General features: G+C 34.6%; 9 protein-coding genes. 4 read left to right on the forward strand and 5 right to left on the reverse strand.

What is annotated here, in order from left to right; all coding sequences use genetic code 11:
• Positions 1-137: 137 nt before the first annotated feature.
• The 4 genes from DVK85_RS01430 to DVK85_RS01445 are packed head-to-tail and all read left to right on the forward strand — an operon-like array spanning position 138 to position 6,311.
• Positions 138-1,460: a hypothetical protein gene (locus DVK85_RS01430; RefSeq protein WP_114676727.1), complete on the forward strand. Its 1,323-nt coding sequence runs from the start codon at positions 138-140 to the stop codon at positions 1,458-1,460.
• Positions 1,433-2,080, forward strand: coding sequence for a condensin complex protein MksE (locus DVK85_RS01435; RefSeq protein WP_114676728.1), 648 nt, complete (start codon positions 1,433-1,435; stop codon positions 2,078-2,080). The genes DVK85_RS01430 and DVK85_RS01435 overlap by 28 nt, the downstream gene beginning before the upstream one ends.
• Entirely contained in the window at positions 2,077-5,328 is a 3,252-nt protein-coding gene (locus DVK85_RS01440) for a coiled-coil domain-containing protein (RefSeq protein ID WP_114676729.1), read from the forward strand. The genes DVK85_RS01435 and DVK85_RS01440 overlap by 4 nt, the downstream gene beginning before the upstream one ends.
• Before the next feature lie 35 nt (positions 5,329-5,363).
• Positions 5,364-6,311, forward strand: a complete 948-nt coding sequence (locus DVK85_RS01445) for a Wadjet anti-phage system protein JetD domain-containing protein (protein WP_114676730.1) — start codon at positions 5,364-5,366, stop codon at positions 6,309-6,311.
• Positions 6,312-6,576: 265 nt separating this feature from the next.
• Here DVK85_RS01445 and DVK85_RS01450 read toward each other — a convergent pair whose 3' ends face one another.
• The 5 genes from DVK85_RS01450 to DVK85_RS01470 form a co-directional block, all read right to left on the reverse strand.
• On the reverse strand, positions 6,577-7,389 hold the full coding sequence (locus DVK85_RS01450; RefSeq protein ID WP_114676731.1) for a hypothetical protein: 813 nt from the start codon (positions 7,387-7,389) through the stop codon (positions 6,577-6,579).
• A 19-nt stretch (positions 7,390-7,408) separates the two neighbouring features.
• Entirely contained in the window at positions 7,409-10,810 is a 3,402-nt protein-coding gene (locus DVK85_RS01455; protein ID WP_114676732.1) for a DEAD/DEAH box helicase, read from the reverse strand.
• Complete coding sequence (locus DVK85_RS01460; protein ID WP_114676733.1) at positions 10,807-11,637, reverse strand: Hachiman antiphage defense system protein HamA; 831 nt, start codon at positions 11,635-11,637, stop codon at positions 10,807-10,809. The genes DVK85_RS01455 and DVK85_RS01460 overlap by 4 nt, the downstream gene beginning before the upstream one ends.
• 219 nt (positions 11,638-11,856) lie before the next feature.
• The gene (locus tag DVK85_RS01465) at positions 11,857-16,089 is read right to left on the reverse strand and encodes an NACHT domain-containing protein (protein WP_205431341.1); all 4,233 of its coding nucleotides are present in this window, start codon (positions 16,087-16,089) and stop codon (positions 11,857-11,859) included.
• A 133-nt stretch (positions 16,090-16,222) separates the two neighbouring features.
• Complete coding sequence (locus tag DVK85_RS01470) at positions 16,223-17,743, reverse strand: type IV secretory system conjugative DNA transfer family protein (RefSeq protein ID WP_114676734.1); 1,521 nt, start codon at positions 17,741-17,743, stop codon at positions 16,223-16,225.
• Positions 17,744-17,755: the final 12 nt, after the last annotated feature.

The raw sequence follows: 17,755 nt of genomic DNA on the forward strand, positions 1-17,755 counted from the left end.
GGCAATTAAAAGGAGTCATTCCCAAATGTTGTGTTTACGTAAAAAGGTCTATTTTATAAAAATATGGATAACCGTAATTGATACAATATGAATTAATTATCTTTATGAGAAATTTTTTTAAATTCCTGATATAAAAATTGAACGAAAACGATAAAATAAATTTTGACTTTGTAAAAGAGATTAATGAACCTGGTGTTTACCAACTACTCTTCCCAAAGAAAGAAGTTGGGTTAGCCGTTATGGTTTTATTTGAGAAAATTGAAGACAAATCTTTACCTGACGGAAAGTTTGTCGAAAAAGATCTTCACAATGCTTTCGCCCAGATAAGTAAACCCAACGAAAGATATCCAAAAGAGATTTATAGCGAACACATAAAAGACCTTCAGGAATATTTTTTAGACTACAACCAAGAAACTCAGAAATATTATTTTAAGGATTATGCACATAGGTTCTATGCCTATGCAAAAGAAACTTTAAAAGGTAACTTTAGTCCAACACACATTGAAAAGATTTGTAGTCATCTTACCGCTTCATTAAAACAAAGGGAATCCTTAGAGGATTTAAAATTTTGGCTCAAATCTGAGTTCAAAAAATATAAGCCAGACCTTAGAGAACAGGTAGATTTTTTAGATAGACAAATTATAGAATCTGTAAATAAGCTCAAAAACAATACTACCAATTCCGATAAGAAATTTATTGACCTTTTACGAAAGGTAGAAAGTAATTTAGATAAAGCCCAAGAACAGAGTAGAGAATTAGCGGCAGCCTATTCTGAAACTAAAGTGATACGCTCAATTCTAGAAAAAAGAGAGGACACAGATTCTGAAGCTGACGATTTAATTGCGGACGTTCATTTCTTTATCAAATATCTTAACGAAAGGTTAGATTCTATCGATGGAAAACTCGATAGAATTCAGCCAAAGATTAGGCATTTGTTCTCTATTTTAAATAGACCTCAATTTAATAGTAAAATTGAAAAATTTCTACACTTTCTATTGGATAAAAGTACCGTGACCAGCAAAAAGGAAACCCTTCTTCCAAAGGTGGTTGAAAATCCGATTTTACATATAGACACACCCAATTTTACCATAGTTGAGAGAGAACGAGAATTATTCCCTTCTAAACCCAAAAAGAGAGTTTCCTATAAATCAAACAAAGTGAAGATTGAGGAAAACACACAAAGTATTTTAAAGGTGCTCACTCAACAGGATTTGATTAAAAAATGGGAACAATACATCATTGCCGAAATAGAATTAAGGGGCAGCATTGATTTGTCCGAAACATTTTTCAAGATTATGGAAGAAACAAATGATGGACAGATAGCTGTAAGTGCAATCTACAGCTCAATACAACAAGCACGTAAATCCAAAAATTTTGATTTCAAAATGAATAAGACCAAACAGACCAATAGCAAAATAGAGCATATAAGTTTATGGAAGATGAACATACAAAAGATATAAGAGTAAAGTTTTTAGACCACCTTGACACAGAAGAATTATTTGCCCCTTTGGACTATATGTTAAAAGATGGCGTTCATTTTCAAAGGGAAGGAAGCCAAGCAAGATTCTACAACTACATTTATTCTAACATAGATAGCTTAAAAGCTTACTACCAGTCTTTATTCAATGTTGAATTGACTTTTGGTGGAACGGAAATAAGAGGATATTACTTTTTGGATTTTATAGGTAATACAAGGGGTCAAATAGACGCCGGACATAGATATCATATGAAGAGCGAACACGTTATAATCGGCTTCGTTATTTACAAGATTTTTTTCATTGATAATCAAATAGATGTGGTTTCTGTAAAAGATCTGCAAAAGAAGATTAGAACTGACTATGAAGATTTAAAGCCTGGTATTTACAGATTGATTGCAAAATCTAGAAATACCAACCCCGGAAATTTAAACGATGACACCATAGACTCAACTGTGGAATCAACGCTAAGAGAATTCAAAAAAATAGGTTGGGTGACATTAAATGATGACGAGTTCGACCTATTGCCGGCTTTTGATAGATTGATTGCCATATACGAAGACCACATAAATAATATAGACGAAACCCTAAATGAATTGAAATGAAAAGATACCCTAGAATAAAAAGATTATCCACTCTGGGCATCGTACATCATCAATCCTTTGACTATGATTTCAACCCATTTAGAACAGACTTTGTTGGCGAAGGTGGTTCTGGTAAGAGTATGATTGCAGATATTCTGCAACTCATTTTTGTAGGTTCTGCCGCATTTCATTCGCCAACTGATAGTAGTGAGCCAAGAAAGCCTAAAACAATGGTATTAAGGACTGATGGCAAAGGAACAGATATGGGTTATGCCTTTATTAATGTGGAGATCAACAAAGATGCATTTGTAATTATTGGTATATATCTTGAAAGTACCGGAAGCTCACGCTCTTTTATTATTCAACAAGGCGAGAATTTTGAACCAGAAGATGAATTGCTTCCATTTAATAAGGCTCTTAGTTTTTCGGATTTTCTGAAGGACGACAACATTTTACCAATAGAGGATTTAAAAAATCACATATTCGATACTAAAGGATGTGTCTGCGAATCTTGGACACGATTAGATAAGTTCCACAAGTTATTGTTTGAAAATTATATCATTCCGGTTGACTTATCCATTAACCAAGAGTCTTTAAAAAGCTATGCTAAAATTATTCAGGCTTTTTCTAGGGAATCATTGGACATCAAAAAAAGCGATAAAATTCAGGAATTTCTCTTCGGAAATGATAAGGAAAAAGAGCTTAAGTTAGATTTTGACAAGGCTGTTGAAGAATTGAGTGGCGATATACGCCAGTTTGAATCTAATAGAAATGAGATTGACAGGTTAACCCATAAACAGACCGAACTACAAGAACTTCTTAGTTTAAAAAAAGATAGAGACGAGGCTCAAAGCGATTTTGTAAACACAAAATTTCACTACTTAAATCAGCAAATTGAAAAGTCCACCCTAAAAATGACCAAAAGGTTAAACTCCTTTTTCATTAATCGAAACATCTTAACTGGGCTTAAAAATTTTGCCGAAACCAAAGTTGAAGAACTGAAATTGAATATACCTGCTTTGGACGAAGAATTTGAGGAAGCTTATGCAGCAAGAATGTTATGGCAAGGAAAAAGCAATGACTTGAAAAAGTATTTTTCTTGGATGCAGCACTTTGAAAAAACGGGCAAGGAACTATCAGAGCATTATTACAATTATCATAAAAACAAGCAGGACATTGAGCGAATAGAAGAGTTTGAGGTGCTTTTAAAAGATAGTGGTATTTACAATTTCTTTGGAAAAAATGATAAACTCAATAGGGGTTCCTTGTTAAATATAGCGGAAACGGTCAACACAATCGAGAAGTCACTTGAAGAGAAAAAGAAACTAAAGGTTCTCAATAATCTAGATGATACTTCGTCACTTGCGCATTGGGCGTTAAATCTTAAAAGGGTGTTGAGCCCTAAAGAGGAAAGTGTAGTACACAAATATCAAAACGATAATATTACCACCAAAGAACCCATAAATGGTATAAAGTCAAGGTACATTCCAGATCCACAATTGTTGATTGAAAACCTGCAAGTCACAAAAGATGAAGATGATGGTTTTTGGTTGGATTTGGGAGGTGTCCGTGAGTACATTCCTTATGTGCAAGAACCAATATTTGATACTGGAAACTCAGATAAAATCAAGGAATATTTTTCAAATCAAAAGGAAACTTTGGATAATGATATCAAGGATTTAGAAAAGGAATTTAAAAATTGGAAGATTTTAAAAGAATTGCTAAATAATCTAGAAAACCCATCGGCATACCTTTTGTCTTGGGAATTGAAAGGTGTTAATTCTAAGTTTGATAAGCACGAGTTGTATAAGGAAACAGCAGATGCCATAAAGCGTTATTTGAAATTACTTGATGAAGACGAAAAGATAGATGAGGGATTCAAAAAGGCAAACAAGACCTATAAGAAAATTGATAAAAAGCGTTCTGACAACTCTTCTATAATTAATGGGCTAAAAACAAATCTAAAAACGATTTCAATTCCTGAAATCGATGATGAGGTCAAACAGTTAATCACCAAGTATAATTATCAATTAAAAGACGCGGATGGTTTTGAGAGTTTAAAAACAACACTTAACCAACAAGAAAATTTCTACAACGCTTTTGTTGCGACTCTGCATAAAGAGTCAAAAAATGAAATTGCTATTGAAGATTTAAAATCTGAAGATAAATCTATAGATGTCTTTAAAACAGATTTGCAGAAATTAATTGATGAACACCCAAAAATCAGTTCAGAAATTAATACGGATGAGAGTGAAATAACCGTCGAAGTATTAGACGCAAAAGATGAACTTAATGTAAAGTGTCAAAGACAGTACGATCATAAATACGTTTTAGTCATTAAGGAGTTTTTGAAGGAAAAGGCAAATCGCTATATAGAAACAGATGATTTTAAACAGATATGCTCAGAAATTCTACCACCAGAAATTTTTTCGGAAAAAGATTTAGAGGATGATGAGATCATTCCACGTATTAAAAAGTTGCTTGACGATATCAATATCAAGAATAAAAAACTCAATATTAGAAAGCTTCAAAAGCTAACGAGCATCGTTGATAAAGTCAATACCGAGGTAAGCGAACAGATATATTACTCAAGAAAGATTAGGGATTTCATCGATGCCGATGATAAGACAATTACTGGCGGTCACAGAGCAAAACTGTCCATCAATTTTGAAAACAGCTATCCTAGAGGTTGGATGGAAGACTTTATTGATAAAATACGTGAGGATATTAGAGTTTCGAGTGAGAATAATCTATTTAATGATTTACAAGGTGTTTCAAACGAACTGGAAAAGTACACCTCTCTAGAAGAGAAAATGCAAGAAGCTTTTTATCGATGCGGTGGTTCTAGAAACCTAAAACCTAAAGTTTTAGAATTACTCAATCCAAAATCATATTATGGATTGAACTTTACCATTCAATCCTTCCACGGAAAAACTAACCCTGGAAGTACAAGCCAAACCTATGCAGCGATTGCCCTTTTGTGTATTGCTAGACTCTCTTTAATTAATAGAGGAGCTAAGGATAAAGTTAGGAATGGCATTAGGTTTATGCCTATTGACGAAGCAGCAGGACTAGGAAGTAACTTCGATATGCTTTACGACATTGCTAAGGAAAATGATTACCAGATTATATCGTTGTCAATACAGCCATATAAAGTAGATATGTTGAACCAGTATATCTATTTGCTTCATAATAATCTGGAAGAATCTAACAAGGTAAATTATGAGCCAGTTCCAATATTTGGAGATTTTGAGAATAATAGCAATTAATGCGTAAATCGCTAATATGTTTAGTTTAAGTAAGAATGAAAAAAGATGTTGAATGGAAATATCTGATTGGTCTTAACCAACTGTATAAAAACGAAAAGACCAACTTGAAGATTGGTAATAATAGCTTCATTAAACAAATACTAATGAAGCAAAAAAAGCTGATAAAACCCAAAATGGGTAATCCGAAGGTTTTAGAAGCCAAATGTGGTTTTAAGGCATATTACAAAAAAGAATTTTTGAACTATTTTGAATACTATTCCAACTTCTTTGAAAAAGCCGGATTAGAAAGTAATGCGCACAAAACCTATAACGAAGATGACTTAAAAAGTTTGGCTTTTATTTATTATCAGAAAGACCAACTTAAAAAGAACCTTACAACTGAATATACTTTTTCAGCAAGAGTTTTTAAAGGCAAAGGTGCAAAGTACTTAGCGAATAAGCCCAGTTTACGCAATGCAGTTTTACAGCTTCTAGATATTGACGAGTTCCCAGAGAAAGACCCTAAGAATGCTCAATGGCGATTTGTAGTAGACTGTGAAAATCCTAAATTAGTTGTTATTTGCGAAAATATAGCCTGCTTAAAAGTACCCTACGAATACAAGCAGAATAATATAGAATTATGGTACGTAGGTGGTAACAATACTAACCCTTTAAAAGAAATTCCTGCCAAAAAAATAGAATTACCTCTATTTTACTTTTGCGATTGGGATCATCACGGACTATCTATTTTTTCGAGAATAAAAGACATCTTTAAAGAAAAAGGGGAAAAAATAACCTTAATCGCACCTACTACATTAGATGATGCATTACCCGTAAACTCGCCACACCATAAAAGTAAATGGCGTAAAAAGGAATTTTCAGGTTTGAAAAGTGAAGACTTTTCTGCGCAACAACAAGAAATAATCAATATCTTAATTCAAGATGATATTTGGCTAGAGGAAGAGTCGATGGACTTGATTGAGCTCCTTTCTGAGATAAATTGAATTAAAACTAATAAATATTGAGATTTGGTAGAGATAGAAAAAATATATTCAAAACTTGTATTAAAATACTATTCTGATTATCAGCCTACGGAATGGTTGGATAAGAAACTAGAAAAGCAACTTCCATTTAAAATCAAACACATTTTTAATGTAAATAGTGCATCTCTTCTCAGAAGGGTAAAAAGTGACTATATTACCAATTGAAGAGTTTGAAAATCTCATAATCTTTATCTGCCAATATCCAGATAAGAAGAAAAAATAGTCGTTATTTTAACTTCATCGAAGTATGTTGCGCCATCAATTCTGCAATATCGTTTCTATTTACTTTAATCACATTATCAAATATATCTTGAATAAATGATGCTACCCCATATTGAGAATCATCTGGTGGTTCCATTCCCATATCTCTGTAGTCAATATATTCACTCGACATCATATAATGCTCTTTAATTGAAAATACAAACATGAAGTGTTGAATGAACAAATTATTCAAATCTTTCAAAAACACATCAAGATTTTTAATCCTGTCCAGACGATAAATTTCATTATCATTTAATAATAGATTCGCATAGGAGTTGTAATGCATATTTTCATTGCATCTTTTCCTAATAGAAACATATCTATTATCCTTATATATCATTTCCGTAAAAACGGATATAGACGCTTCTTTTTTGATGAAATTAGACATAGCTTTAAATGAAGGAATACTCTTTTCTCCTTTTATCCATTGGTCAATATCTTCTACAATAAAATTATCAAAGCTATATTTTGTTTCTAGGTAGAGATTCGTATAAACATTTATAATAGTGGAGTCATAATACTTTCGAAGCAAGGCATACGAATCATTAATTCGACCTTTTGCTAAAATTATTTTAATAGACTCCAAAGTCCCTTGAATAGATGAGTATGCATAGGTGTCGATATTTATGATTGCCCTAGTACCTTGAGTAACCCAGTTCATAATACTAAATGATAGTGACTTGTAAAAAGAAATATACTTATCAAGCCTTTTAAAGGCTTCATGTTCTGTATATGCTTTACCAAGTTTTTCTTCTATTGTTTGATTTCTAAAATTCATAACTAAATTTAATTACTATTTAAAACTCCTCCTCCTCAATCCTATTAATCTCTATGTTAGGGTTGGCAACATTTAACTGCCAATAACCATCTTCAGTTTGGATAAAATACACCCCTTCTTTATCAATTACTTCTGCCAAGTAAAGTCCCTCTACAGATTTGACTGGTACAATAACAGTCAAATCCGAACTTACTAAATGATGTTCTTTATTAATGGTTTTAGGAAATAAAATGACGTTCCCTAAACCTAATAAATGCTCAGAATAGAATGGAGGTATTTCGTTTATCACTATATGTTCCCTCTCATTATATTGTAAGAACAAATCAATCCATTTTGCGGTATCGTCAGATAAAAGTAGTTTATAGAAATCTGCATTTTTAATAATGTCATATTTGTAATATGAAATTCCTTTATCCCAAGAATCATCATCGTACATAGAGGCTACTTCAATCGCTACTTGACGAGACCTAATGCCAGCTTGATATACCTTAACAGCAACTAAATTTGGTAGCCCAGTTTCACTAAGTATAGATAGCTCTTGTAACAGTTGTGAGTGACTTTCTAATTCTAAGGCTTGAAGTTTTTTTGCAATTCCATTTAACACCCAAGGTAACTTAAAAGAATAGTGTTGGTTCACAACCACAGAAGCATTCTGAATGGCTTTAATTTCGGTCATAGAATTCCCTGCCAACCAAAGTTCTCTTATCTCTTTTAATCGTTCATTTTGGAGATACTCTTCTTGTAGAACTGGTGTCTGATTTACAATGCTTTCTATAAAAGAAAGCAATCCAGTTTTCGCTCCAATTGAATAATCCTCTTCCAAAAAGAACTCATCAATTAATTCTATAATCTCCTGTAAAGATGCCTCAAGAATAAGGTCACTTTGGAGCGGAATTCCAGAGCGTATATGTGCATCCCAATCTTTTGAATCCTGCCCCACGGCTTTTAAAATCCCCCCTATACGAGCCTTTATAAAAGTGATGATCTGTTCTTCCTTGATAAAAGTATCCTCTTCGTCTTTGGCGCATTGCAAATAAGCTAGGGACTTTTTAAAGAACTCTTCAACCCAAACAACATCAGTAGGATCAATTTCATTATGGTTTAATTGATGTAAAGCAAGTAAAGTATCATCAATAATATCTAATTCATTGATAAAAGCGTCACTATGTTCTAATTCTGAAAAGTCATTTTCCGCAACAAGCTCCAAGAGTCGCTCAAAACTAACTCCTTCTGAAAATGCTGATGAATATTTTATGGTTCTTATAGACCATAGGAGTCCGCTTTTAGCATTTTGTAAATTAGATTTGTTGAAGTACTTTTCAATTGACCTTTGAGTTCTAGTTACCTTATGACGCTCTCTTAAAGTTCTTCTTTTAGAATTATCCAGTGCAACCAGAATTTTCCCTTCTTGATCAACAAATGCTCTTCCTGCTCGTCCCGCAATATTCCAAAAATCACTATAAGATAGTTTTTCAGCAGCTTTTTGAAGCGTGGCAAAAATAATAGATGATACCCCTAAATTTACTCCTTGCCCTAAAGTAGACGTAGCAATAATAACTCGTGGTCTTTCGGTACGCATTAATCTTTCTAATGGGATTCTTACATCGGATGGAAGATTAGCGTTATGGCACAATATGCCCAACCTTGCGTAATGAAGCCAAATACTGTCATCCCCATCAAACTCTATGCAAGCAAGTTCAAATGCCTGCCAATTATTTTGATTCTTCCACGGGAATGGAGTGTCGTTAGCAAGTACTTTTTTGTATGCTCTTGCCATAGTAAAGACTGATGCTTTCAATCCAACATAAATAAGCACAGGCCCAAATTTGAATAGCTTTATAGCAGTAGCTGCAACGGCCTCATTTTTATCTCCCGGGATATATTTATCAGTTCGTTCACGAGGCTTTCTCGGTTGTTTTTCTGCTATGACAAACCTATTGTTGAATGAGTTTCTTTCATCATCGGCACTAAGCCAATTAAGGTTTACGCTCTTTCCTGTCCATTCTAATATACCCATCCGCTCTTCTGAAGGTCTCCAGTCACTGTCAAAAACATTATCGTCAGACTCAGTAAGCCAAAAAGAAAGGTCTTCTGGATTTGGTAAAACTGCTGAAAGCACAATAAATTTTCCTCCTTTTTTATGAATATGAAAGCGAAGTTCTTCCATAAACAATTCGTTTCTTGTATCTCGTTCTCCACCTCCTAAAAGATGTCCTTCATCTAAAACAACGAGTTTGATAGTTTTAATAAGTTCATTATCACTTCTAAATAAGGCTTTTGCTTTTTCTTGGGTAGCAATAATTACATCAGTGTCCTGAATAAGTTTTTCATCGATCTTACTAAATAAACTACCACCATAGAGTTGTGAGACTGTTATTCCTATCGGTGTAAAGATTCTACCTAAATCATTTTCTATTTCAAAAGCCAGAGACTTATAGGGAGCAATAAACAGGATTTTAGAGTTTGTGTCTTTTACTTTAGTATCTAATATTGCTACTTCTGCAATACGTGTTTTACCACTACTTGTTGGCATACTAATAACAACTCCATCATCCTTATTGATTACCTTTTCTAATGCACTTCGTTGTGTAGTAAAGAACTCATGGACTTTGGTTCTCTTTGCAAAAACGTGTGAAAAAATGAAATTTGAAACCAAAGGAGGCAACTCCTTATAATGATGGATTAACACACTCCATAAAGAAGCGCGTTCAACACCTCCGAGGATAATAAGGATCAATCGTATCGTCCACCAAACATCTACATCTTCTTTTAGGCTAGCTATATCTTTTAGAGTTTCCAACTCTTCCTTTGCTTGCTCCAATAAGGTTTGATTACCAAAGTTTAAGTAGCTAATAACTTTAGATAAAGAACGTGCAATTACAATCTCATATATCCTTGAAGATGTCTCGTCCTCATGATCACTACGATTCAAGTTAATGTAATCTTTGTTAATGATAATAGTATTGATATCGTTTTGAAGTTCGTTAAAACGGCGACTTAAAAACATATTTAATAGTTTGGCGATAGTGGTCTCGTTTTCTGCCTTTTTTATCAGAATAAATGACTTGGAATATTGAAATGCTGAGTAGTAAGCAAGACCAGAAATAAGTACATGGTAATTCCTAAAATTAGTTTCATTGTTTTTGGAGCCATAGATGTACTCCAAAATTTGCGCACCTCTTTCAAGAGGTTGAGAAGCTTCAAGAATTGCTTGTTGCTCTGCTAATCTACAACCAAGATTTAAATAATGAAATGCCAACAATGTCATCTCTTCATCTTTGACACTATAGTTTGGGAAGTTTTGCTTTTCTTCATCGGTATTTAGCAGAATGTATCGTGCATTGAGCTGTGCTACCTGGTTTTGGAGATACTTGTCCTCGTTTAGTTTTGCAACTGATTCTAATGTATTCTCTATACTCATATCTGATCAGGGTTAGCTAATTTTTCTTCTGCTTTGGTAAAGACTTTATTCATAAGATCAGTTGGGTCTGCGACACCCAAAGAGAGAAATACCAATTTTTGATTATCGCTATCCAAGTGGTTTTGCACTGTCGTTGCGCAGGGTTCTTTACTAAGAAGCAATCCTGAATAGGTTATTCTGCCTTGCTGCTTTACTGTCTCAACAACGAATTGATCTAAACGATTTCCCATTTCTGCTGTAGCATCAGATTCTAAAAGGCGATCAACCAAAAAGGTAAAGGATAAAGGTTTGGTATCGGTAGAAAGTGCCTTGGCAATATCTTTGACAACCTGTGGCGTTGGGGTTTGTCGAAACTTTGCTTCTCCAAGATACACCTCAATATCATTTGCTTCATTATCATAATCGACCATCAAAACATCATCTCCTTTCATTGATTGATCGACATTGGTACTGTACCGAAATCTGAAAGTTTTAATGAGTGGCTTATTGGTAGAACTTAAAACATATTCACACAAAATAATTTCAGTCATATTTCCCTTACGGACTTTGTCTACATTAGGAATCATACGAATATTTTCAGCATATTCTGCAAAACCTAACTGTCCATATTTGTTCTTGAGTCGCTCAACTTTGTTATCGTTGTAATGATGAAGAATTATTTTATCAGCCAGCCAGTCGATAAGTTCGTCTTCAGACAAATCTGGAGTTGGACTTAAACTACGGTGGCACTGGCTATCTGTTTCTGGATGGTCTGTACTTGCCAACCATTTTCCAAAAATATTTGGAGGTGTGGGATGCGTACCTATTAAATCTTCTTGTCTTGGCATATCTCAATTATATATATTTAAATCCCTAAAGATAAAACACAATGTATTGACAAAATGTGGATTACCTCAATATTCACTATGCTGATTTTTAGATTCAGTAATTTTATGATCTTCACCTATAGATAAATTTTCGTGATATCATAAAATTATAAAACCCTGAGGTCACAGGTTCAAACCTGGTCTTCACTATAGGAAAATAAACACTTATGATGTTAATAACTATTCTAGTTTAGTCTGAACATTCCCAGTAATTGCTTTTGCTTCTAATCTAAAACTTCCGCTTAATTCCATAAGATTGAATTTTCGACCATGAGACCTTCCAAGTGAACCGCCAATTATTTGTTTTTCCCCAATCATTGTCCATACAGTTCTCAACTTTTCTTGTTCAAGGTATTTTAAAAATGCTTCTTTTTTTATTAAAAGAAATTGCTTACTATTGTTATATACAGAAGAGTCAAAGCATACTAAATGACCATTCTCATCAATAAACTCTCCATCTTTTTCAGAATGGAACAAATTCATTTTTTCATAGATATGTTGTGTCGGTTTAAATATTCGTATAGTTTGCTCTTTTGAGAAATCGAATTCTTTCTCCCACATATAGCTATCCGTTGTTACCATTACTTCAAATTCTTCTTCCTGATAATTTTGATTACGGATTTTCTTCCAAGGGATCCCGTCATAATAATCTTGTTGGAAAAATTTATAACCCGGAGACCAATATGATTCTCTATAAAAGAGTTCATAACGATCTCTGCTCTCGGGCATCCATCTACCCCAAAAATTTTGTTGATCTGTCCATTCAATAAATTCTTTATAATCTTCTTCCTTCACCAGATAACTTCTAATTTGCCACCACATACGCTTATGGGGGACATCATATTTTTCTTCACCAAGCTGTCTCTTTTCTGCCCATTCGGGATATCCTTCAAGTATTAACCATTCATTACCATCATTATCTTTTACAGAAATAATTTCTCCTGCGTCAGGAATATCCCCTTCATTAGAAATCCATTGGTCATCGGAAAGTTCTGTTTCTATCGGAGCTGTATTTATCCACCAAAAATCAGTTGGTATGTCCTCATTTACAGACCCCGTGTCTTTGATTAATAGAGTAGGGTCAATATCCCTGATATAGGGCTCCCAAGGTCCATCATACTTTCTATCACTTTCTTCCTCATCATCCCAATATCTTCCTCTATCACTAAAATCTGGTATATTATCAGCGACTCTTGCTAAAATTTCATAGAGGGCGAGCCATTGGTACTTTTTTCCAATTCGTTCAAGTCCGTTTGCTCTCCTTCCTGTCCAAGGAATATTATTATCAAATCTGCCATGTTTTTCAACGTCATAACCATATTTTTCAAACACCCATTCTACGGCTTTATTACTCAGTACGTTTGGATTAATATTCCACGCTCTAAGGGCGCTTTGAAAAGTATATCTCCCGAAGTCGCCATATCCTCCGGTGCCTCGTCCATATTCAGTTGTCATCGAATGTAATATAACATTTTGACTTCTATGATAGTCTTTATATTCTTTACTATCATAATCTAATTTGTAACGAGTATCCAGTTCTTCATTAGTAAGCGCTTCTTCAGGAAAAACACTTTGATAAGGGGGACGTGCTTTTACAATATCAAAATCCAATTTAATTCCAATATGGTTGGCATATTCAATTATACTCCTAGCATAGTCCCGTAATAAGATATGCGGATACACCTCTTTTTTATTGAATATTGTTTCAAATATATAATTACATAACTCTGGCAAGGCTTTAGTATCATCAGTTCTTAAACTAGCTCCATAGGAAGCGGCAAAAAGTCTGTCATAGATATAGGGGTCATTTATCCCTTCAAATTTTTTCAGCAGCTCTACAACTAAATACAGCCTGTTTTTCAGTAAGCATACCAGTGCTTTGGTTGAAGAATCCCGGAGTACCCGGTCAGGGGAACACAAAAACCAAGTGAGAGCAATTGAAGCCAAAAGAATCGAATCATCGGAGATATATTTTCTGTCTTCAATACTCCAACTCCATTCAACCAAACGTTTGACTGAACCCGACCACTCCATTTGTCGACTCAAATAAGAAGAAGACCACCAGCTGTCTCTATCTGCCATGGATCGATTAAAAAGGTTCTTATGTAAGCTTAACGCATTAAATTGATGGTTTGGTATTGCTGAAACTGCAACCATAGTATCCCAGAATTGATCGCCTGTACCTTGAAAAGAGAGCACAACTTCATTTATATAATCATGCAATCCATCGTGCATCGTTTCAATTTTACGCCACAGCAAACTTTCTACAAAAGATTCTGCAATAACATATTTTCCACCGTTGCCTAAATGATTAGTGAACTCGTATAGCTCTCTAGAATATTTTTCAGGTAGTTGAATAGAAAGAGCATCAATTATTCCTCTATTTGTATAGCAGGAACTATCGTCCTTGATAAACTGGAATAAGCTACCTTCTTTGGAAAACTCTGTTTCCAAGTCAATATCTCGATTCAACAGATAAGACACTGAAGCATGATCTTCAAAGCGTTCATAGGCAAGATACACTCCTTCTTCATGCTTACCTTGTTGAACATAAAAGATATTTTTAGAGAGCACACCCTCCGATATAAGGGCATCAACTAAATTCCTCTTTGAAGAAAAATCCTTGAGTATTATTTCACAAATACCATAAGCTTTCTCATATTCGATATATTGTCGGTTATTCTCAAGTTTTTCTTTCATCAGAGCTTCAATAGCTCTTTTTACAATATTAATATTCTTAGGGTAATCTAATTCTGAAGGTTTTTGTAATTTATCATTACTACTATTTATAAAGAAGTCAATAATGGCACTAATACCTTGAAAACCACCGGGTACTCTGGTATATCCTGCTTTATGCAAGCCTTCACAAAAAAGTTTCAAAAACAAAGGGTTTTGAAATTCAGGATGCAAAAGAGGCACGCTAGGTAATTCGATTCCAAAATTGTCAAAGAATAGTTTTGAAGCCTCATATTCAATATCCAAAAAGCCCCTATGTATATAACGTACTAAGTTTTCATCTAAGCCTTGTTCCCTTGGTGCTATTAGGTCGACATAAGAGGAGCGTATTGAAAGTACCAATCCCAACCATTCATATTGGGATATTAGATGTATGAATGGTGCTAAATTATCACCCCAAAAATATCTCCCTTTTCCTTCGTTAATAGCATCAATAAAAATAATAAAACGATTTCCTGAAACCTGTGCTTTTGCATTAAGCGCCCCCAGAAACTCTTGTTTGTTACATTTAAGCTGAAGTTTATTTGATAATTGTACCCAAGGGTCTCCCTCTGTCACAAAATGTTGTCCTAATAACAAAAGACTTCCTTTTCCTCCTTGTGTTCTTTTTACAACCTTATCAGCCAATAAATGTGACTTTCCGATTCCAGCTTCACCTTCAATAAGCAATATAGGTAAGTTAGATAATTTTGCTGTCTTACTTAAAAAAAAGCTTTTTAAAGCATTTAAAGAAGAATCAAACTCATTAAGCCTATTAATCTCATTACCAAACTTATTTGAGTGTTTTTCTCCTTCATTATTGTTCTGTATCGTAGTATAAAATTCATAAAGTTTATCTGAAGCCTCAGAAATATTTTTAATACTTTCCAAAAATATTGAGTAATCAATTGTAGATATGCCCTGAAAACTATTGCTATCGAAAAGCTTTCGGAACTCTATAATATTTTCCTCCAGGACTCTTAAAAGCTTTTCTTCACCTTCATTTTTATTGTATATTTTACCATATCGAATAAGAAGCGTGTCTAAAAGATTTGTTATTTGTTTTTCGAAATGTTCATCACGAGAAATTCCATCAAATATCTTTGAAATTTCTAATTCAACATGGATTTCAGGTGTATATCGCTTTCCAAGCGCTTTAATAGCTAATTCATTGTTGGTTTTTAACCATTCATCAGTAAATTCTTCTCTATTAAACCAATAATACGTAAGTCCCGCATTCTCCTGATGCTGCAATTTTTCAATCATGTCAGAAGACCACCATGGCAAAAATTCAACCTCCATTTCTCTTTCTTGAGCCCAGCCTTTCCATTTTTCAATTCTTTCGTTCCACTTATCGAGCATAGATTCCTTATTTTCTAATCTTGCATCGGCTGGATCGTTAGGAATAGCGATGTAGTATTTTTTTAAATTAGGATGTTTGTCCAATACTGTTTTTACAGATTTATCTATTTGCCACCATTGATTAGGATTAGGACTTGTTAAAAAATATTTTGCTTGCCACGCAATTTCAGTACTATCTTCAAGAACCCAATAACATTCTACTCCAGCATCCGGCTTTCCTTTTCTAATAAATGTTTTTTGATTTTCAATTTTTTCTTTTCGGGCTAACTGACAAACAAGTTCTTCAAACCCTTCTTGCTGAGAGCCTTGTAGGGGTCGTATATTACTCCAATTCATTTATATTTTTTTATAGTCTATCTTATTTTCTAAATATAGATATAAGCAACCTTACTTTTAATACCTAATGATGGGTATTTTTTGAAAAGAATTAGAGTATTTCGTGATATAAGCATTTCAAAATACTATCTACTCACCCCTGTCTAAACCCCACCTTCGCAAAATTCAATTGCTCCCGTCCCCACGTCCTCCCCGCCTTAAACACAATAGCCTCCACAATATATTTATTAACCTTTCTTCCCGTCTTGAGCGTCGTAAAATAATCAGGAGTAATACGATATTCCCTGTGTTGATTTTTAGACTTAGTAATTTTATGATCCGCATCCATAGAGAAATTCTCATAATCAACCAGATGTTTCCCAATCATATTAGCCGCCCAGGTATTCGTACTATAATTTCCATTGCTAAAAAAAAACTTCAAGTTCAGATTCCCCAGTAAACTCTTAGCCTTCTCCTGCGCATTAGTACCCCCCATTACATTCACAATCCCATCCAAATTTTGCGAAATATACACCGTAGCCACCCACGAGCTACGCGCCGTAGCCTGAAACTGCACATCCGATTTGTACGAACAAAACTGTTGGTATTCATCAATAAACAACCCTACCGGCTTAGGGTCAGTTTCCAGTTCCACATCCCTACGCTCCATACACGTTTGAAAAGTCGTTTTGTAAATCATCGCCGCATACAATGCCGCCACCCCGAACTCCTTCACCGGAAAATCCAAAATCACAATACTATTCTTTAGATAACAATTTTCAGGCAAAACAGCCTCACTCAAACCCGAAGAAAAATGCGATTTCAAAATCCCTTTATTCAGAAACGGTTGCACAATCCCCATAAAACTAGTCAGAATAATACTATTGGCACGTTCCCCAATTTTCGGAAACTCCCTTAACCAGTAATTGGTAATTAAGCTCATTTCCTCTTGCTCTTCCTCATTTTTAGGCACTATCGAAAGTAACACCCTTAAAAAATAATTACGGCCAATCCATTCCTGTAATTGCGCTGAAGCCAGCTCCCTTTTCACAGGATCAATTTTTTCATTGAACGCTTGTGCTTCCAAACTTTGGTACTGTTCCGCCTCATCCCCTTTAAAACTATCCGCCGCCAAACGCCGCATATTGATAATACTAATCGCTTCCCCAGCCAAACGAAGTGTCGCAATAATACGACTTATGAATTGGCGCAATGACAAATCCCAAAAACGCTCATCCTTTCCACCTTCACCCCCTGATAAATACACTCGGTTCAGTTCGTTTAACCCCATCAAAGCTTCAATAGCATTGAGTACATCTCCAGCACCTTCACCAGTACGAGTCATCTCGTATTCCAAAAAGTTAAAACGGAAATGACTCTCTTTGTTCAGGACAACTACATCCTTCATTCGTTCAGGCGCATGCTTCTCAATGAGTTGTATCCAATCTGCCCGTTCCTTTTTTTTGGAACATAAAATACACATACCGAATTGCTGTTGCAGCATCGCCTTAGCAATATAGTTGGCAACACCACTTGTCTTCCCGCTGCCCGTAGCCCCAAAAACCGCCGTACCTTCATTAGCGTCGGCATAGCTGATTTTATCTTTGCTGTCTGGCAGTTCATATAACGTCGTATCTAAAATATCCTCGTGGCTTTTCGTTTTAAAAAATCGCATAGGTATTGAATT

The sequence above is a fragment of the Flavobacterium arcticum genome, assembly GCF_003344925.1.
In the GTDB taxonomy this organism is placed as follows: Bacteria; Bacteroidota; Bacteroidia; order Flavobacteriales; family Flavobacteriaceae; genus Flavobacterium; species Flavobacterium arcticum.

Coding starts and splice junctions, on each gene's coding strand:
- DVK85_RS01435 (WP_114676728.1), top strand. CDS start 1,433: ATGGAAGATGAACATACAAAAGATATAAGAGTAAAGTTTTTAGACCAC.
- DVK85_RS01440 (WP_114676729.1), top strand. CDS start 2,077: ATGAAAAGATACCCTAGAATAAAAAGATTATCCACTCTGGGCATCGTA.
- DVK85_RS01445 (WP_114676730.1), top strand. CDS start 5,364: ATGAAAAAAGATGTTGAATGGAAATATCTGATTGGTCTTAACCAACTG.
- DVK85_RS01450 (WP_114676731.1), bottom strand. CDS start 7,389: ATGAATTTTAGAAATCAAACAATAGAAGAAAAACTTGGTAAAGCATAT.
- DVK85_RS01455 (WP_114676732.1), bottom strand. CDS start 10,810: ATGAGTATAGAGAATACATTAGAATCAGTTGCAAAACTAAACGAGGAC.
- DVK85_RS01460 (WP_114676733.1), bottom strand. CDS start 11,637: ATGCCAAGACAAGAAGATTTAATAGGTACGCATCCCACACCTCCAAAT.
- DVK85_RS01465 (WP_205431341.1), bottom strand. CDS start 16,089: ATGAATTGGAGTAATATACGACCCCTACAAGGCTCTCAGCAAGAAGGG.
- DVK85_RS01470 (WP_114676734.1), bottom strand. CDS start 17,743: ATGCGATTTTTTAAAACGAAAAGCCACGAGGATATTTTAGATACGACG.